The organism is Nonomuraea sp. NPDC005730, assembly GCF_040630865.1.
GTDB lineage: Bacteria > Actinomycetota > Actinomycetes > Streptosporangiales > Streptosporangiaceae > Nonomuraea.
Genome location: NZ_JBEXYK010000002.1, coordinates 420,663 through 438,369, shown reverse-complemented (window position 1 = coordinate 438,369; position 17,707 = coordinate 420,663). Strand labels below are relative to the sequence as shown.

Genomic DNA, 17,707 nt, shown 5'->3' with positions numbered 1-17,707 from the left:
CGTACCGACTGGTAGCCCGCGCCGGGTTCCGAGTCTGTCGGTCTGAAGCCGTACCTTAGTGCGCGTGTCCGAACAGCCCCTGACCCTCGACGCCGCCCTCTCCGAGGAGGCGGTGCTGTCGACCTACCGCCGCATGTTCGCCGCGCTGGCCCGCGACAGCGGCGCGGTGGTCGACGACCCCGCCCTGGTCGACATCGCCGAGACGCTGTTCGCGGCGTTCGCCGAGGCGGGCGAGGAGTGGCTGACGCACGAGCAGATGCGCTTCGCCTGCCGGGCCTACCCCGGCGACCAGTTCGACAACCGGCTGCGGGTGCTCAAGGGGCTCGGCGCGATCCGCGAGGTGTTCCCCAAGCCCAACCAGCTCCGCTACCGCGCCTCGTTCACCAGCGTCGTCGGCCTGATGTTCATCCGCCGCATGATGGACGACGGCGGCCAGTCCGAGATGCACCGCCTGCTCGCCCTGGAAGACCTCAACGTCGCCGACCCCCGCACCACGAGCGAGGAGGCCCGGCAGAGCGCGGTCAACCTGGCGCGCGCGTTCCGGCTCTGGGCCCTGGAGCTGATCACGCTGACCACGGGCACCATCGAGGAGCTGCGCGAGCAGGCCCCCAAGCTCTGGGGCACCGAGGAGATCGCCCGGCGCGCGCAGGGCCTGCACGGCACGATCCTGACCCGCTGGCCCGAGCTCGACCGGGTCTGCACCGACCTGCGGGCCTCCATCTACTCCTACAGCGACGCCTCGCGCCGCGCCGCCGGCCGCCTGGCCGACTCGGCGGGCACCACCCGCAACCTGACGCTGCTGCCCACCGAGACGTGGCGCACGTTCGCCCAGACCGCCTCCAAGGAGCGGCTGGCCTCGGTGCTCGACGGGTTCGTCTTCGACGCGCCCGCGCCGTGGCACGATCCGGCCGCCGTCGCGCGGGCGGTCGACGAGGCGCCGCGGCCGGCTCCCGTCCAGCCCACTCCTCCGCGTTCGGCGCTGCCCGACCCCGGGCCCGAGGGCTCGCTCGACTCCTCGCCGGGGGCCGCCGTCGAGCGGCTCACTCAGGTGGCCGAGTCGCTGCTCGGCACCGCCTCGCGGGTCGCGCTGGCCGACGTGATCGGCTGCGACTGGCCCGCCGCCCGCCGTCTGCTCGCCGACCTGACCACCGCCGACCTGCGCCCCGAGCTCCCCTACCGGCTCGCCTGGTCCGACGGCCTGACCGTCGATCCCGACGGCGAGCCCGCCTGGCTGTCCCACGGCTACCTGGAGCGCACCTCATGACGTCCACCGGTTCTCCGGCCTCCGAGCGCGGCCGGTCCGCGGGCCAGGCGCTCGCCCACGCGCGGGCGCGCTCCGGCGGGCCGCTGCGGCTGGGGGCGGGCGTGCCCGCGCCCGCCGGGATGACCCGCCTGACCCGGCCCGACTCCACCGGGCACGCGCTGCCGGTGTGGCCCGACGGGATGACGCCGTCGCTGCTGGAGGAGTACCAGGTCGCCGCCGTCCCGGTGGAGCGGGCCGGCGAGACGCGGCGGGTGCTGGCGGCCACGCTCAAGTGCTGCTGGAACGATCTCTCCGTCGACCCGTGGCCCGGCGACCCGGCGCCCGTCGAGCTGGTGCTCGACACCTACCGGGCGCTGATCGGGCGTACCGACGACCTGATGCGCAACTGGGCGCGGGGCGCGCTGCGGCGGCTGCACGACTCGGCGTGGATCGTCCTCGACGACGGGGTGGTGACGCTCGGGCCGCGCTGCGCGCTGTGGCCGGTGGAGTCGCACGCCCAGTTGCAGGAGCTGGTCCGCCGCCTGCCCGAGCCCGAGCGGCCGGAGCTCACGGTGGTGGGCGACGCCGACATCGTGGCCGCCGCGGTCCTGCCGCTGCCCGGCGCGGGAGGGCGGGCCGAGCTAGGCGTGGCGGAGTTCGACGACCTGCTGGGCGCCTACGACGAGCGGCGGCGGGCCGAGCTGGTGGCCGCGTTCATGGTGGTCGAGCACGCCGCCGAGCCGGTCGCCGAGGGCCGCTTCGCCGCGTTGCGCGATCCGGCGCTGCGCCACACGCTGGGCGAGATGCTGGCCCGCCGCGGCCGTGCCCTCATCCAGCTGCGCGAACGCTGGACCTCCGGCTACGACGAGGCCCACACGGCCGCCCTGGTCCAGCCCCCGTCCCCCGCCCCCGAGCCGGAGGCGGCCCTGGAGACGGCGGGCGCGGAGGCGGCGGGCGTGGAGGCGGCGGGCGCGGAGGCGGCGGATCGCCCGCCGGCGGTCGCGGGGGGCGCGGGGCTCGGCGTGAGCGAGCGGGCGGTGCTGACGCTGGTGCTGGTGCACTCGGTCGCGATCCCCAGGGCCGAGGGCCTGCTGCCGGAGGACTCCTGGCTGTCGCCGCACCCCACCCCGGTCGAGGAGCTGCGCCGCCACACCCAGGTCCCGATCGGCGAGCTGGAGTCGGCGCTGCGCACGCTGCGGCACGCCGGCCTGCTGGCCCAGGTGAAGGCCGGCGAGGAGGCGGGCGGCTACGTCCCTGGCCCGCAGTTCCACCGGCTCACGCCGGCGGCCCGGCGGCGGTTGCAGGAGGAGCTGATCCTCGCCGCCGGCCCGCACACGCCGCTCGCGGCGGCCGTACGCGCCCGCAGGTCGGCGCGTTGAACGTCAGGACAGATGGAAGGGTTACGGGGGTTCGGGTGTCGCAGATGGAGAACGTCGTCGGAGACCGGGTGCTGATCGCCGTGCAGGCGGTCAACATCTCACGGCTCTCGACCCATCCGGTGCCCACGGTCCCCGGCACGCTCATCGTCGTCGCGGGCGCGGGCCCCAAAGACTCCAACGGCGCGGGCAAGTCGTCGTTCATCGCCTCCATCACGGCGCTGCTCGGCGACGAGCAGTGGCGGTTCGCCTCGGGCGCCAAGGCGGTCTCCGAGCTGCTCTTCAACGCCGAGCTGGCCAGCGGCGCGGGCGCCCGCCAGTGGGCCAGCGCCGACCACGGCTACATCGTGGGCGTCTTCGGCCCGCCCGGCATGGACTCCTTCGCCCCGCCGCCTGCCCCGGTCCCGGCCGAGCCGGTCGCCGCTGCCGACCTCACCCTGACCGATGAGGGCGAGGAGGACAGCGGGGAGCTGTTCGAGGTGCCCGACACCTCGGGCGGCGCGATCACCGTGTGGCTCAAGGTCAACCAGGAGGCTCCGCACCTGGAGATCCGCTGGCGGGAGGGCGTCCATCTGGCCGCCTCGCCGTCCGAGGCCGAGCGGGTGGCGCGGGCCGACGAGATCTGGGCGTCGCTGCCGAGGTCGGCGGGCAAGCGCGACGTCGTGGCCCGCGACCTGACCAAGGTGCTCTACGGCGACCGGGTCAGGTGCGTGTCGTTCCTGTCCACGTCCGTGCGCAGCAAGGTCGCCACCAACCTGCTCTCCCAGCCGCTCAACGAGATCTCCCCCGAGCGCGTCTTCGAGGCCATCGCGGCGCTCACCGGCCTCGACGCCGAGCTGGAGCAGGAGCGCGAGGCCCGGCGCGACGAGCACGCCAAGCGGGTGCGGGCGGCGCAGGCGGCCGACCGGCTGGCCGAGTTCGAGGTGGAGTCGAAGGCGCTGCTCGGCACGTTCGACCGCCGCGACCAGGCCCGGGTACGCCTGGCCGAGGCGTTGCGCTGCTGGCGCGGCAGGCAGGCGCGCAAGCTCGCCGACGCCGCCGCCAAAGACGAGCTGCTGGCCGCCGACCTCGACCGCCACCGCGCCGCGGGCGAGTCGGCGACCGAGGAGATCGCGCTGGTCAAGGCCGAGATCGCCACGCTGCGCGAGGACACCTTCGACCGCCAGGTGTCCCAGGCACGCAAGGAGCTGGCCGCCCTGCAGGCCCGTGGCACCAAGCTCGACGCCGACCGCGCGGTGGCCGAGAACTCCGCCGACGAGCTGCGTGCCGCGATCCCGGCACTGGAGGAGACCCGCAGGTTCGCCGACGGGCGTGACGTGCCCGCCGCCGAGGGCGAGCTGCGGCAGGCCGGGCTCCGGCTCAACGAGGCACTCAAGGCGCTCGGCGTGGCCGACCAGGAGGTGTCCTCGGCGCGGGCGGCGCTCGACGACGCGGAGGGCGGCCCGGCCGCGGCCCAGCTCGACGCGCTGTCGGCGGCGGGGGTCGGGGCGACCGGCCTGCTCGACGCCCTCGACGTGGCCGAGCAGGCCCGCGACGCCGCCCTTCCCGGCGCCGGCCTGCGCGGCTGGCCGCACGAGCACGCCGTCATCGTCGACGCCGCGCGGCTCGGCGAGGCGGCCCGCGCCCTGGCCGAGCTGCCGGGGTCCGTGCTGGTCAGCGCGGCCGGGGTGAGCGTGGTGGGGGCGTTCGACGGGGTGGCGACCGGGCGGGAGGCCCGCATCAAGGCCGCCGGCCAGCGGCTCAACCGCGCCGAAGACGCCCAGGAGCACGCCGCGGCGGTGGTGCGCGAGGCCGAGGAGGCCGTCGCCGAGGCGCAGCGGCGGCTGGAGGGCGCGCGGGCCGGGGTGCGGCTGGCGGAGCTGGAGGCCAGGCTGGCCGAGCGGCGTGACCGGCTCGTCGGGCTCAACGCGGCGATCGAGGAGCTGGCGCCGAAGGTCGCCGAGGCCGAGCGGCAGGCGGGCGCGCTCGACTTCCGGGCCCGTACCCGGGACATGGAGATCGAGCGGCTCGACGGGCGGCGGCAGCGGCACGAGAGCGAGCGGGCGCAGGCTCGCGAGCAGGAGGCCAAGGTCACCGCCGAGCGCGAGGCGCTCAGGCTCGACGCGCTGGCCGCCGACTGGGGCGGCACGGTGGAGACCGCCCGCGAGTGGATCGCGGCGCTGCCGGAGGAGCAGCGCCCGCGCGCGGCCGAGGAGTGGTGGCGCGTCGCCGAACGCCACTTCGACCAGGCGTTGCGCGACACCTTCCCCGAGGAGGACGCCGAGATCCCGGAGGAGCTGGCGTTCCTGCTGTCGGAGCGGGGCGGCAGCACGGCGCGCGAGCAGGCGACGTTCGCGGCGGTGTGCGGGGCGCTGGCCTCCTACCTGCGCGGCCAGGAGGAGTACGAGAAGCACCAGCGGCGGCAGATCGAGGCGCAGGTCGTCTCCCGGCAGCGCGACCTGGCGGCGGCGGCCCGGGGCGCCGAGGAGGCGGCGCAGTCCACGGCCGTCCACCGGGCGGCGCTGACGGCGGCCATCAAGGCGAGGCTGACGCGGGTGGCCGAGGAGTTCGAGAAGCTCGACACCTCCTACGGCGGCTACGGCGCGACGCTGGAGTTCCCGGTGCCGCCCGCGCCCGCCGACCCCGAGCAGCGCTGGCAGTGGCGGGTGACGCCGAAGTGGCGGCGGGGCGAGGGGCAGGGGTTCGTGCCGTACAACCGGCGGGCCAACACCGCGCTCATGGACGAGAAGGCCGTCAAGCTGGTGTGCGCGGCGGCCATCGCCTCCTCCGGCGGCGGCCATCTGTGCCTGGTGCTCGACGAGCTCGGCCGCAACCTGGGCAAGGAGCACCGCAGGGAGGCGGTCGCGCTGTTCCGGCGGATCGGCGAGACGTACGGCATCACGGTGATCGGGGCGCTGCAGGACGACATGGAGCCGTACGCCATCGACGCCTGCGGCCAGTACGTCAAGCTGCGGCGGTCGTCGGACGCGATGCCGTACAACGAGCCACCGGTGATCGTCGGCCACGACCAGCACGCCGAGCGGGTGCGCGCGCTGGCCGCGTACGTCGACCGCGGCCAGCCGGTCGAGCAGCCGGTGTAGCAGGCACCGGGGAGGGCGGGTCAGGCGGCGCGGCCGAGTTCGTCGGCCGCCAGGGCCCGGCGGAAGTCCTCCCCCGCGTGCTCGATGGCCGTGAGCTGCACCGCCTCGCGCCGGAACACCATCGACAACCCCCAGTCCGCCAGTACCCGCGCCTTGTGGTTGAACGTCGGCACCCACGCCAGGTGGTACGCCCGGTGCGCCAGCCACCCCAGGAACCCGGTCAGCCGGATCGCGTGCACCTGGGCCACGCCCTGGTGGTGGCCGAGCCCGGCCACCGACCCCAGGTACGCGTGCCGGTACGCCTTCAGCCGGCGTCCTCTGACGTGGGCCGCCAGGTTGCGGGCGAGCAGCTTGGCCTGGCGCACCGCGTGCTGCGCGTTGGGCGCGGTGAACGTGCCCGGACGGGTCAGGTCGGGTACCGCCGCGCCGTCGCCGGCCGTGAACGCGTCCTCCAGCCCGGCCACCGTCAGGTATTCGGTGGCCCGCAGCCGTCCGGCCTCGTCCACGGGCAGCCCGCTGTCGGCGGCGAGCGGGCCGGGCCGGCCGCCGGCCGCCCACACCAGCGTTCCGGCCTCGATCGACGTGCCGTCCGACAGCCTGGCCACGCCGCCCTCGGCCGAGTTCAGCCGGGTCTCCAGCCGCACGTACACGCCGCGGGTGCGCAGCGCGTCGACGGTCCAGCGGCCGAGGCCGGGGTGGAGTTCGGGCAGGATGCCGCCGGTCGCCTCGACCAGGGTCCAGCTCAGGTCGGCGGGCGCGATCCCGTCGTGGTAGCGCAGGGCCTCGTCGGCCAGCCCCTGCATCTCGGCCAGCGCCTCGACGCCCGAGAACCCGCCGCCGACCACCACGAACGTCAGCGCCCTGCGCCGCACCAGCGGGTCGTCGGTCGAGGCGGCCGCGGCGAGCTGGGCCAGGACGTGGTTGCGCAGGTGCACGGCCTCGCCGAGGCTCTTGAACCCGACCGCGTGCTCGGCCAGCCCCGGGACGGGCAGCGCGCGGGTGATCGACCCGGCCGCCATCACGAGGATGTCGTACGTGAGCGTCCTGGCCGGCCCCTGGACCGGCTGGAACCGCGCGGTGCGGGCCTCGTGGTCGACGCGGGTGACGTTGCCGGTGAGCACGCGGGCGCCCTTGAGCACCCGGTTGAGCGGGGCGACGACGTGGCGGGGCTCGATCGTCCCGCCGACCGCCTCGGCCAGAAACGGCTGGTACGTCATGTACCCCCGCGGATCGACCACGGTGACCGTCACCTCGCCCGACCGGATCAGCCGCCGCAGCCCGCGGGCCGTGTACATCCCGACATATCCACCGCCGACGATCAGAATGTGCTTGCTCATCGTCCGCTCCTCCTCATCAGGTTCTTCACCAGGAGGACGAGACAGCCCCGGCGGATGTGACAGGAAAAGCCGGACTACCGGAGTGAGATGTCGCCGGTCTCCGGCAGGGCGAGCAGGCAGAGCAGGCTCAGCAGGGCCATCGCCGAGACGTAGAGGCCGACGCCCATGACGCCGAGGCCGCTCGTCTGCAGGCTGGTGGCGATCAGCGGCGGCACCGCCCCGCCTAGCACGCCGCCGAGGCTGTAGGCGACCGAGGCGCCGCTGTAGCGGAACTCCGTCCTGAACAACTCGGGCAGGTACGCCCCCATCGGCCCGAAGATCAGCCCCATCAGCCCGAGCGCGCCGGCCAGCGCCACCCCGGCCAGGACGACCGACCCGGTCTCCATCAGCGGGAACATCACCAGCCCCCACGCGACGGCGACGGCCGTGCCGGTGAGGAGGGTGCGGCGGCGGCCCAGCCGGTCGCTGACCAGCGCCGAGACGACCGTGCCCGCCGCCATGAACAGCACGCCGACCATGGTCAGGGTCAGCATGGTGGTCTTCGGGATGCCGAGGGTGGCGGTGCCGTAGGACAGGCAGTAGGTGGTGGCGGTGTAGAAGAGCGTGTAGGCGACGGTCATCGCCCCGGCGGCGAGCAGCACCCGCCGCCACTGGTGGCGCATCAGGCCGGCGAACGGCACCTTGGCGATGCGGCGCTGGTCCAGGGCGGCCCGGAAGACCGGCGTCTCGGAGATCCGCAACCGCACGTACAGGCCGACGACCACGAGGAGCAGGCTGGCCACGAACGGCAGGCGCCAGCCCCAGCCGCCGAACTGCTCGTCGGTCAGCGTCTCGCCGAGGATCAGGAAAAGCCCGTTGGCCACGATGAACCCGGCCGCGGGGCCGAGCTGCGGGAACATCGCGTACAGGCCGCGTCTGCCGGGTGGGGCGTGCTCGGTGGCCAGCAGCGCCGCGCCGCCCCACTCGCCGCCGAGGCCGACGCCCTGGGTGAACCGCAGCAGCACCAGCAGCACGGGCGCGGCCACGCCGATGGCCGCGTACCCGGGCAGCAGTCCGATCGCCACCGTGGACAGGCCCATCACCAGCAGCGAGACGACCAGCATCGACTTGCGCCCGACGCGGTCGCCCCAGTGACCGAACAGCGCCGACCCGAGCGGACGCGAGACGAACGCCACCGCGAACGTCGAGAACGCGGCCAGCCGGCCGGCCACGGGGTCCATGCCGGGGAAGAACGCGGTGTTGAGCACCAGCGCGGCGGCGGTCCCGTAGATGTAGAAGTCGTAGAACTCGATCGCGGTGCCCATGAGGCTGGCCATGGCGATCCTGGTCGTGCTGGGCGCCGAGACCCGGGGGGAAGTCTTCACTTCATGTCTCACTATCCGGACTGACATCTTGTCAAGCGGTACAACGACGCTACCACCTGCGCAATGTCACACAGCCGCCCGATAGATTCGACCGCAAACGTCGTCTTTTGGGAGGACCGCACCTTGGCCGTGGAACTGGTCATCTTCGACTGTGACGGGGTGCTCGTCGACAGCGAGCGCATCTCGGTACGCGTGGGCACCGCCGCCCTGCGCCGCCTGGGCTGGACGATCGACGAGACCGAGTACGCCGAGCGCTTCGTCGGCTGCAGCAACGAGTACTGGGACGAGCAGGTCGGCGAGACGCCCCCCGGCTGGCACGACCAGATCACCCAGGAGTACCTGGCCGCGATGGAGGCCGAGCTGCGTGCCATCGAGGGCATCGAGGTCGCCCTCGACCGCCTGGACATCCCCTACTGCGTGGCCTCCAACGGCCGGCACGCCAACGTCCGCAACAGCCTGGAGCTGACCGGCCTCGCCCGGCGTTTCGACGGCCGCGTCTTCAGCGCCGAGGACGTGGCCCGCGGCAAGCCGGCCCCCGACCTGTTCCTGCACGCCGCGGCCACGATGGGCGCCGCGCCGGAGGGGTGCGTGGTGATCGAGGACAGCCCGTTCGGGGTGCGGGCGGCGATGAGCGCGGGGATGCGCTGCCTGGCGTTCGCGGGCGGCCTGACACCACCCGCACGCCTGTCCGGCCTGGGCGCCACCCTCTTCCACGACCCCACCACGATCCCCGACCTCATAGCCGACCTCCCCTGACACCCCGACCGGCCCGGCCCCCGCCCCTCCCGACCGGCCCCGAGGGCGCCCCGAGAAGGGGCGGTCACACCTCGCCGTATCGGGTGGGCGGGCAGGTGGGGTCGAGGCGGTCGGCGGTGCGGCGTAGCGAGTGCGCGAGCCGCGCCCGTACCGCGACCCGCTCCGGGTCCCGCCTGCGCGGCGCCCCCGGCAGCGCCGCGTCGAGCGAGCCGCGCAACCCCATCGCCGTCCGGTGCGCGAGAACCTGCATGGCATCCATGTCTCTCCTCCTTAATCAATTAAGACCTTAATCAATTAAGAACGCACCGGCAAGGCCGTTCGATACGGTTGGACGATGGCAAGGGTCACCCTGCAGACGATCGCCGACAGGCTCGGCGTGTCCCGCGCCACCGTGTCGTACGCCTTCTCCCGGCCCGACCAGCTCAGCGACGGGCTGCGGCGGCGCATCCTGGAGGTGGCCGACGAGCTCGGCTACGCGGGCCCCAACCCGACGGCGCGCTCGCTCCGGCTCGGCCGCGCCGGCGCGCTCGGCCTGCTGTTCAGCGAGACGCTGGCCTACGCCTTCGCCGACCCGTACGCGCTCGGGTTCTTCCAGGGGCTCGCCACGGCGGCCGAGGAGGCGGGCGTCGGCCTGCTCATCCTGCCGCTGCCGCACGGCGACCGGCGCAGCGACACCGTGCGTGACGCGGTGGTCGACGCGTTCTGCGTGGTCTCGCTGCCCGACGGCCATCCGGCGCTGGCCGAGGTGCTGGCCAGGAAGCTGCCCGTCGTGGTGGTGGACGAGCCGTACGTGCCCGGCCACCCCTTCGTCGGCATCGACGAGCCCGCCGCCGGGGCCGCCGCCGCCGCGCACGTGCTCGGCCTCGGGCACCGGCGGGTCGCGGTGGCCATGGTCGGCCTGCACGACGACGGCCACACCGGCTGGGCCGACCGCGCCCGCCAGGAAAGTGCGGTGTTCGCGGCGATGCGCGCCCGGCGCGGCGGCTACCAGACGGCCTGCGAGCAGGCCGGCCTCGACTGGGACGACGTGCCCTGCTACGAGGTCGCCAGGAACTCGCGGGAGGCGGGCAGGAAGGCCGGCCACGCGCTGCTGCGGCTGGACCCCCGGCCCACGGCGATCCTGACCAACACCGACGTGCTCGCCCTCGGCGTCCTCGACGCCGCCGCCGACCTGGGCCTCGACGTGCCGGGTGAGCTGTCGGTCGTCGGGTTCTCCGACAGCGCGGCCGAGGAGGCGGGGCTCACCACGATCCGGCAGGCCAAGCAGGAGATCGGGGAGGCGGCCGGGCGGCTGCTGCTGTCGGGGGCCGCGGCCCGGCCGGAGCGGCGGCTGTTCCCGTACGAGCTGATCGTGCGCGCCTCGACCGCGCCGCCGCCTGGCTGACCAGACGCCTAGCCGACCAGGGTCGAGCCCCTGCGGGTCTTGCCCACCTTGAGCTGCACGGGGATCCGGGTACGCAGCTCGCCGACGTGGCTGACGATGCCGACCGCGCGTCCGCCGTCGCGCAGCCCGTCGAGGATGTCGAGCACGTCGTCGAGGGTGTCCTCGTCGAGGGTGCCGAAGCCCTCGTCCACGAACAGCGTGCCGACCTCCGCGCCGCCCGCCTCCGCCGTGACCACGTCGGCCAGGCCGAGCGCGAGCGCGAGCGAGGTGATGAAGCTCTCGCCGCCCGACAGGGTCGCCGGGTCGCGGTCGACTCCGGTCCAGGCGTCGGCCACCTTCAGGCCCAGGCCGCCGCCGGACCGGGCCCGTGATCCGGCGGTCTTGCGCAGGTCGTGCCGGAGCAGGTAGCGGCCGGACGACATGTGGTCGAGGCGCTCGTTGGCGGCGTCGACCACCTGCCTGAGCCGCTCCCCCAGCACGAACGAGGTCAGGCTCATGTTCCACTGGTTGTCGCCGGACGTGCCCGAGGCCAGCGCCGCCATCCGTTCGGCCAGCCGGTGCCGCTCGGCCGCGGGACGCCACCGTTCGATGCGCGCGGCCAGCTCATCGCGCAGCTCGGCGAGGCGGGCGGCCCTGGCCACCGCCCGGTCGCGCTCGCTCGCCAGCCGTGTGTGCGCCTCCTCCGCCGCGTCTCTGCCGGCCGCGGCCGCCGCCAGGTCCGGCTCGGGCTCGGCGGCCGCGGCGATCAGCTCGGGGTCGGCGAGCAGGGCGGTGACGGCGGCGTGCTGGTCGTCCAGCCGCCGCAGCAGCTCCGTCTTGCCCTCCCGCTCGGCCGGGCTCCGGTACGCCTCCTCGGCCTCCCGCACGTCGGCGAACCCCGCCTCGGCCGCCGCCCGCCCGGCCGCCTCGGCCGCGGCGTCGAGCTCACCGGCCGCCGCGACCGCCGCCCTGGTGGCCTCCAGCGCCTCGCGCAGCAGCTCGGCCTCGTCGTTGAGCCTGGACAGGCGGGCCGTCAGGGTCGTGTCCCCGCCCCGGGCCGCGTCGAGCCGTGCGCCCAGCCGCCCGGCGTCCGCGCTCAGCTCCTCATGTCTGGTACGCCCGGCCGCCACCCGCGCCGCGATGCGGCGTCCGCGTTCCTCCAGCTCGGCACGTTCGCGGCCGAGCGCGGCGACCTCGGCCGCCAGCCTCGTCTCCTTGGCCGCCACCGCCGCGAGCCGCCGCAACTCCTCCTCGGCCGCGGCCAGCACCCGCCTCCCGTCGACCCCACCCGGGGTCTCAGGAAGGGGATCTGCCGTGAGCGGGCGCTCGACGAGCAGGGTCCCGGGGTGCAGGGTCTGGGCGAGGCGGGTGTGGAGGCGGGTGCGTTCGGCGGTGAGCCGGGTGCGGTGGGCGTGGTGGGCGGCGAGCGCCTCGGCGATCTCCCTGGCCCGGTCGCGGACGTGGTCACGATCGCCTTCGAGGCGGTCGAGCGCGTCGGCGAGGGCGGGCTCCCGATCGGCGACCGACCGCAGCCGGGCCAGTTCCTCCTCGGCCGCGAGCACGCGCCCGGCCGCGGTGTCGGCGGACAGCCCCTCGGTGGCCTCAGAGGCGTCGGCGAGCCGGGACTCGATCGAGGCCAGAGCACGTTCGGCGGCCTCCCGGTCGGCGGCGGCGGCCTCGTGGGCGGTCTCGGCGGCGTGCTCGTCATCGGGCGAGGGCGCACTGGGCGCCGGGGCCGCGGGCACGGGGTGGTGCTCGGAGCCGCAGACCGCGCACGGACGCCCGTCGGCCAGATCGCGGGCCAGCTCGGCCGCCATGCCGTCGATCCTGGCCTGACGCAGGTCGAGCCAGCGTTCGCGAGTCTCCTGGGCGCGGTCCACCAGGACCTGGTGGGCGGCGGCGGCCGACTCCAGGTCGGCGGCGAGGGCGTCGCGGCGGTGGGCGGCCTCCAGGACCGCACGGGCTGCGTCGAGACGGGCGGCGGCGGCGGGCACGGCCGCCGCCTCGGCGCGCACCTCGGCCAGGGCTGCGCCCGCCGCGGCCAGCCGGGCGGGCAGCTCGGCCTCGGCCGCCGCCACCTCGGCCTCGCGCTGGGCCAGCGCTTCGAGCTCACCGGCCAGCGCGGCGAGCTCCCGGTCGACGTCGATCAGGTCGGCGGCGGCGTCGCGGACGGCCTGGGCCGCCGGGATGCGCGCCGCGGCCACCCGCGCCCCGGCGAGCCTGCCCTCGGCGTCCGCGACCAGGCCGGGCAGGACGGCGAGCCGCGCGGCGACGGTCTCGTCGGCGCTGACCAGCTCGGCCAGCTCCTGCTCCACCCGCGCCAGGTCGCGCCGGACGACCGACAGCCGGGCCTCCTCGGTGAGCAGCTCGGACAGCCGGGCCAGCTCGGCCCGGCGCTCCCGCTCCAGGCCCTCCAGCTCCTCCACCGACGGCTGCCCGCCGCCCGCCGGCCCCTCGACGCTCGGCGCGGGGCGGCGGGCGAGGAGGGGGCGGGCGCGGGCCAGGGCGTCGGCGACCATGGCGCGGGCCTTGGCGGCGGCCTCGGCGCGTTGCCCGGCGGCCGTGATGAGCGGGAGCACGCGGTCGGCGCGGGCGGCGTCGTCGATGACGGCCTGGAGGTCGGCGCGTTCGTCGGCGCGCTCGTCGAGGGTGCGGCGCAGGGTCAGGGCCTCGGCGTGGCGGCGGCGGCGTTCGGCGAGGGCGGCGGCCTGCTCGAACCGGGACCGCGCCGCACGTACGGCCTCGCCCGCGGCGGTGTGCCGCTCCTCGCACCGGTGGACGACGGCCCGCGCCGCGTCCAGCAACGCGCCGGCCCATCCGAGCGGATCGTCGGCCGCCGAGGGCGGATCCCCCTCCCCGGCACCACCGTCCGGCGCGGAGGCGAGGACGGGGCCGGCGGCTTCCTCCAGGCGTTCGACGGCGAAGGCCACCTCGCGACCCAGCTCCTGCTCCTCCCGCCCCGTGGCCCGCCGCCGCTCGGCCAGCCACGCCTCGGCGTGGGTGAACACCTTGACGGTGAACAGCCGCTCCAGCAGCCGGGCGCGGTCGTCGCCGTCGGCGCGCAGGAACTTGGCGAAGTCGCCCTGCGGCAACATGACCACCTGGCAGAACTGCTCGGCGTTCATCCCGAGCAGCCCGCCCACCAGGTCGCCCGCCTCGTCGAGCCGGGTGGTGAGCCCCTGCCAGGCGGCCCCGCGGCGCTCCTCGACGACGACCTTGGCCTTCTCCTCGGTGAACCCGGTGCCGCGCAACTTGGGACGCTGCCACGACGGCGACCGCCGGATGCGCAGCGAACGGCCCCGGATCGTGACCTCCAGCGTCACCGAAGGGCCGGTGCCGGCGGGCGCGTGGTCGCAGCGCAGGCTGCGGGCGCTGTTGCGCTGGCCGGGCACGACGCCGTAGAGGGCGAAGCAGAGGGCGTCGAGGATCGTGGTCTTGCCCGCCCCGGTGGGCCCGTGGATGAGGAACAGGCCCGCCTCGGTGAGGGCGTCGAAGTCGACCGTCTCGGTGCCGGGGAAGGACCCGAAGGCCGTGAGGGAGAGCTGGTGCGGCCGCATCTACGCCATCGCCTCCTTCACCCGCGACGCCTCGACCGCCTGTCTCAGCAGGTCTTCCTCCTCGGGCGCGGCGGGCTCGCCGCGCACCTCGCGGACGAAGTCGAGGGCGACCTCTGCCTCGGGCCGCCCGCTGACCTTCACCGGCCCGGCGGCGGGCGCCGCGCCCACCGGCTCGAACGACAGGGCGAGGGCGTGCGGGAAACGGGCCCGCAGCCGGTCCATGGCCTGCTTGGGACGGACGGCGTCGGTCAGGGTGATCTGCAGCCAGTGGTCTTCGTAGGAGGAGAAGGCGGGCAGGGTCAGCAGGTCGTCGAGGTCGCCGCGGAGCCGCCCGACCGGCCGGGGCACGGGCGCGGGCACGAACTCCGCGCCCGAGCCGAGCGTGACCAGCCAGCAGCCCTTGACGTGGCCGGTCTCGGAGAAGGAGTAGGCCAGCGGGGAGCCGGAGTAGCGCACGGTCTCGGACATGCGCTGCCGCCCGTGCAGGTGGCCGAGCGCGACGTAGTCGACGCCGTCGAAGGCCGCCAGGGGGACGTGGGACACGCCGCCCACGCTGATGTCGCGCTCGCTGTCGCTGGCCTGCCCGCCGGTCACGAAGCAGTGGGCCAGCACGACGGCGGCCCGATGGCGGACGGCGTCGGCGCGGACCCGGCTCATCGCGTGGGAGATCGCGGCGGTGTGGCCGCGGTCGGGCAGCTGCCAGGGGGTGCGCACCAGCTCGGGCTCCAGGTAGGGGATGCCGTAGAAGGCGACGTCGCCGACCAGCACCGGCTCCCACGACTGCGCGGGCTCGGTGCGGACGTGCACCCCCGAGGACTCGAACAGCGCCGACCCGAACCCCAGCCGCAGCGCCGAGTCGTGGTTGCCGCTGATCAGCACCACCCGCGCCCCGGCGGCGCGCAGGCGGGCGAGCGCGTCGGAGAGCAGGGCCACCGCGTCGACCGGCGGCAGGGCGCGGTCGTAGACGTCGCCGGAGACGGCCACGACGTCGACCCGCTCGGCGCGCACCGTCTCGACCAGGTGGTCGACGAACGCGGCCTGCGCCCCGAGCAGGCTCTCCCGATGGAAGGAGCGCCCGAGGTGCCAGTCGGAGGTGTGCAGGATCCGCATGTCGCAGGAAGCTAACATCTCTCACCGACAAATGCGGCCCCTCCCGTCACAGAAGCCGGGAGTAGGCTGGATGATCAGCGGGCAAACCAACGCACATGGGGAGGCCGATGCGCACTGGCCGTGGCACCTTGAGCGTCGCCGCCGGCCTGGCGCTGGTGGCTCTCGCGTCGGTCGGCTACGTGTTGCCGCCCGCGTTCGACCCGCCGCCGCTGAAGGCGGACCCGGCGTTCGCGGCGATCCCCCCGCAACCGGCGGACGAGCTGCGCCCGGTGGTGGCGGCCGCCCCCGTGCGGCGGGAGGAGATCTCGCTGCCGGCCGAGGGCCAGCGGCTGGAGGGCACCTTACGCGTGCCGCTCTCGCCCGGCCCGCACCCGGCGATGGTGTTCGTGTCGGGGTCGGGCAACGGGTCGCGGACGGAGTTCACGCCGCAGGCGGAGTTCCTGGCCAGGGCGGGCGTGGCGACGATCGCGTTCGACAAGCGGACGGTCGGCTACGACTTCCGCGACCGCGACTTCGGGCTGCTGGCCGACGACGCGCTGCGCATGGTGGAGTACCTGCGCACCCGGCCGGAGGTGGACGCCTCCCGCGTCGGGCTGTGGGGGGTCAGCGAGGGCGGCTGGGTCGTCCCGATCGCGGCGGCGAAGAGCGCGGCGGTGGGCTTCGCGGTGCTGGTCTCCTCGCCGAACGTCTCGCCGCTGCGGCAGGTCGCCTGGGCCCTGAACGAGCAGCTGCTGCGGCTGCACGCCCCCATCGGCGCCCGCGACCTGCTGACCAGGGCGATGGGCGGCGTCGGCCTCACCTTCCTGCGTTACGACGCGATGCCGGCCTTACGGCAGGTCAAGCAGCCGGTCCTGGCGTTCTACGGCACGACCGACCCCTCGATCCCCTTCGTGGAGTCCACCAAGGCGCTGGTCACGGCGCTCGCCGAGGCGGGCAACGACCGGTACACGATCCGCTTCATGGGCAATGGCGACCACGCGATGCGGGTCAACGGCGGCCCGTTCACCAAGGGCTACCTGGAGACGCTGGCCAACTGGATCACCGGCCTGCCGGCCACCGCCAGGCCGGCGGCGCACATGGCGGGCAGCACGCCGGTCCAGCGGTTCGAGGCCAGCGACGTGCCCGCGGCCCCCTGGTACGCGGGGGGCACGATGCTCGGGCTGACCGTCTGCCTGGCCGCCGTCGGGTACGTGGCGGGCCCGGTGGCGGCGATGGTCGTCCGGCTGCGCGGCCACGGCAGGCCGCCGGTCGAGACCAACGCCCGGCTGTGGCCGCCGATCAGGCGCAGGCTGCGCAGGATGGCGTGGACGGGCCTGGGCCTGCTGGCCTCGGTCGTGGCGTTCATCATGCTGCTGGTGCTGTTCTCGGTGAACCAGGCGGGCGCCTGGCCGGCCGTGCTGGCGGGCTGGCTGGTGGTCCGCGTGCTGGCCGCGCTCATGCTGGTCCAGGAGGTCACGGCGGTGGCCGCGTACGTGTCGGCGTTGCGGGAGGGCATGCAGCCCACCCGGTGGCAGTACGTGGCGATCGGCGGCGTGCTCGGCGGCACCGGGCTGCTCCTGGTGGCGGCGGCCTACTACGGCCTGTTCTCGTTCCCCTGGTAGGAAGTGCCCCGGTAGGAAGTGCCCTGGTAGGCGTTCATCCAGCGGTCGAGCTCGGCGAAGACCTGCTTGCGCGCGGGCTCGGCCGACAGCACCAGGTCGTGCACGCCGTCCTGGATCCGCACGCAGGTGACGTGGGGGCCGATCGAGGTGGCCCAGCGGGCCATGTGCTCCGGGTCGAGCACGATGTCGGCCGAGCGCGCCTCGGGCACGAAGTCGCGTACCCGCAGGCCGGTGGAGGAGGCGAGGACGAGCACCGGCACGTCCACCGCCAGCCCGCGGTGCAGCCGCCGCTGGGCCCGCCGGATGGCGGCCAGCCACATGGCGTGCACGGAGAACCCGACCAGCGGCTTGAGCTCCAGGTCATAGTCCCATTCGCCCTGTTCGGTGCGGTGCAGGCTCTGGCCGTAGGCGGTGCTGATGCCCAGGGGCAGCGGGCGCCGGACGTAGGACATCGGGGTCTTGAGCAGGTCGGCGGCCAGCCGGAGCGGGGCCGGCACGTTGAGGTCGAGGAACGGGCTGTTGAGCACGAGTCCCTGCACCAGGCCCCGGCCGCGGGCCCGGTCGGCCCACAGCGCGGCGATCAGGCCGCCGGTGGAGTGGGCGTTGACGGTCAGCTCGTCGTGGTCGCGGCGGATGAGGCGGACTGCCTCGTCGATCTCGGGGAAGTAGTCGGTGACGCTCCTGATCAGCCCCCTGGTCTGGTGCGGGAGCAGGGAGCGGCCGTACTTGCGCAGGTCGAGGGCGTAGAAGTCGATGCCGCGCTGGACGTAGTGGTCGGCCAGATGGTCCTGGAAGAAGTAGTCGGTGAACCCGTGGACGTAGAGCACCGCCCTGCGCGAACCGGTCTTCCTGGAGATCAGGGTCGCGACGACCTCGCCCTCGAAGTCGGGCTGCATGGGGAGAACGGTGATCTCGTACAT

12 protein-coding genes are annotated in these 17,707 nt (G+C 74.8%); 6 read left to right on the top strand and 6 right to left on the bottom strand.

The genetic code is table 11. The features are described 5' to 3' along the window. The first annotated feature begins 64 nt into the window (after positions 1-64). From ABZ444_RS04730 to ABZ444_RS04720, 3 genes are read left to right on the top strand one after another with little or no spacing between them, the layout of a single operon-like run. Positions 65-1,264, top strand: a complete 1,200-nt coding sequence (locus tag ABZ444_RS04730; protein WP_357992660.1) for a hypothetical protein — start codon at positions 65-67, stop codon at positions 1,262-1,264. Then, positions 1,261-2,622, top strand: a complete 1,362-nt coding sequence (locus ABZ444_RS04725) for a hypothetical protein (protein WP_357992658.1) — start codon at positions 1,261-1,263, stop codon at positions 2,620-2,622. Before ABZ444_RS04730 ends, ABZ444_RS04725 begins: the two co-directional genes overlap by 4 nt. Before the next feature lie 44 nt (positions 2,623-2,666). Continuing rightward, positions 2,667-5,699, top strand: a complete 3,033-nt coding sequence (locus ABZ444_RS04720; protein WP_357992655.1) for a chromosome partitioning protein ParA — start codon at positions 2,667-2,669, stop codon at positions 5,697-5,699. A 20-nt stretch (positions 5,700-5,719) separates the two neighbouring features. On the opposite strand, the gene ABZ444_RS04715 is transcribed toward ABZ444_RS04720, so the two are convergent. Both ABZ444_RS04715 and ABZ444_RS04710 read right to left on the bottom strand, forming a co-directional pair. Continuing rightward, a complete protein-coding gene (locus ABZ444_RS04715; protein ID WP_357992652.1) occupies positions 5,720-7,036 on the bottom strand; it encodes an FAD-dependent oxidoreductase in 1,317 nt (438 codons plus the stop codon). Between the two features lie 74 nt (positions 7,037-7,110). Continuing rightward, complete coding sequence (locus tag ABZ444_RS04710; RefSeq protein ID WP_357992650.1) at positions 7,111-8,400, bottom strand: MFS transporter; 1,290 nt, start codon at positions 8,398-8,400, stop codon at positions 7,111-7,113. 129 nt (positions 8,401-8,529) lie between these two features. Between ABZ444_RS04710 and ABZ444_RS04705 the strand changes: the two genes are divergently transcribed. Then, positions 8,530-9,156 carry an HAD family hydrolase gene (locus ABZ444_RS04705; protein WP_357992806.1) on the top strand — a complete coding sequence of 209 codons (627 nt, stop codon included), beginning with the start codon at positions 8,530-8,532 and terminating at the stop codon, positions 9,154-9,156. A 64-nt stretch (positions 9,157-9,220) separates the two neighbouring features. Here the strand turns inward: ABZ444_RS04705 and ABZ444_RS04700 are convergent, their stop codons facing one another. Next, a complete protein-coding gene (locus tag ABZ444_RS04700; protein WP_357992647.1) occupies positions 9,221-9,415 on the bottom strand; it encodes a hypothetical protein in 195 nt (64 codons plus the stop codon). Positions 9,416-9,490: 75 nt separating this feature from the next. Between ABZ444_RS04700 and ABZ444_RS04695 the strand changes: the two genes are divergently transcribed. Continuing rightward, positions 9,491-10,540, top strand: a complete 1,050-nt coding sequence (locus tag ABZ444_RS04695) for a LacI family DNA-binding transcriptional regulator (RefSeq protein WP_357992644.1) — start codon at positions 9,491-9,493, stop codon at positions 10,538-10,540. Positions 10,541-10,548: 8 nt separating this feature from the next. Here ABZ444_RS04695 and ABZ444_RS04690 read toward each other — a convergent pair whose 3' ends face one another. Further along, positions 10,549-14,076: an AAA family ATPase gene (locus tag ABZ444_RS04690; protein ID WP_357992641.1), complete on the bottom strand. Its 3,528-nt coding sequence runs from the start codon at positions 14,074-14,076 to the stop codon at positions 10,549-10,551. Then, complete coding sequence (locus ABZ444_RS04685) at positions 14,077-15,186, bottom strand: exonuclease SbcCD subunit D (RefSeq protein ID WP_357992638.1); 1,110 nt, start codon at positions 15,184-15,186, stop codon at positions 14,077-14,079. Between the two features lie 107 nt (positions 15,187-15,293). On the opposite strand from ABZ444_RS04685, the gene ABZ444_RS04680 reads away from it, so the two are divergent. Next, positions 15,294-16,787 (top strand): prolyl oligopeptidase family serine peptidase, encoded by a 1,494-nt coding sequence (locus tag ABZ444_RS04680; RefSeq protein WP_357992636.1) that lies wholly within the window; start codon positions 15,294-15,296, stop codon positions 16,785-16,787. Here the strand turns inward: ABZ444_RS04680 and ABZ444_RS04675 are convergent. Then, positions 16,760-17,707 (bottom strand): alpha/beta hydrolase, encoded by a 948-nt coding sequence (locus ABZ444_RS04675; protein WP_357992633.1) that lies wholly within the window; start codon positions 17,705-17,707, stop codon positions 16,760-16,762. The two genes, ABZ444_RS04680 and ABZ444_RS04675, sit on opposite strands and share 28 nt — an antisense overlap.

Coding starts and splice junctions, on each gene's coding strand:
- ABZ444_RS04715 (WP_357992652.1), bottom strand. CDS start 7,036: ATGAGCAAGCACATTCTGATCGTCGGCGGTGGATATGTCGGGATGTAC.
- ABZ444_RS04685 (WP_357992638.1), bottom strand. CDS start 15,186: ATGCGGATCCTGCACACCTCCGACTGGCACCTCGGGCGCTCCTTCCAT.
- ABZ444_RS04690 (WP_357992641.1), bottom strand. CDS start 14,076: ATGCGGCCGCACCAGCTCTCCCTCACGGCCTTCGGGTCCTTCCCCGGC.
- ABZ444_RS04680 (WP_357992636.1), top strand. CDS start 15,294: ATGCGCACTGGCCGTGGCACCTTGAGCGTCGCCGCCGGCCTGGCGCTG.
- ABZ444_RS04720 (WP_357992655.1), top strand. CDS start 2,667: ATGGAGAACGTCGTCGGAGACCGGGTGCTGATCGCCGTGCAGGCGGTC.
- ABZ444_RS04725 (WP_357992658.1), top strand. CDS start 1,261: ATGACGTCCACCGGTTCTCCGGCCTCCGAGCGCGGCCGGTCCGCGGGC.
- ABZ444_RS04695 (WP_357992644.1), top strand. CDS start 9,491: ATGGCAAGGGTCACCCTGCAGACGATCGCCGACAGGCTCGGCGTGTCC.
- ABZ444_RS04675 (WP_357992633.1), bottom strand. CDS start 17,707: ATGTACGAGATCACCGTTCTCCCCATGCAGCCCGACTTCGAGGGCGAG.
- ABZ444_RS04700 (WP_357992647.1), bottom strand. CDS start 9,415: ATGGATGCCATGCAGGTTCTCGCGCACCGGACGGCGATGGGGTTGCGC.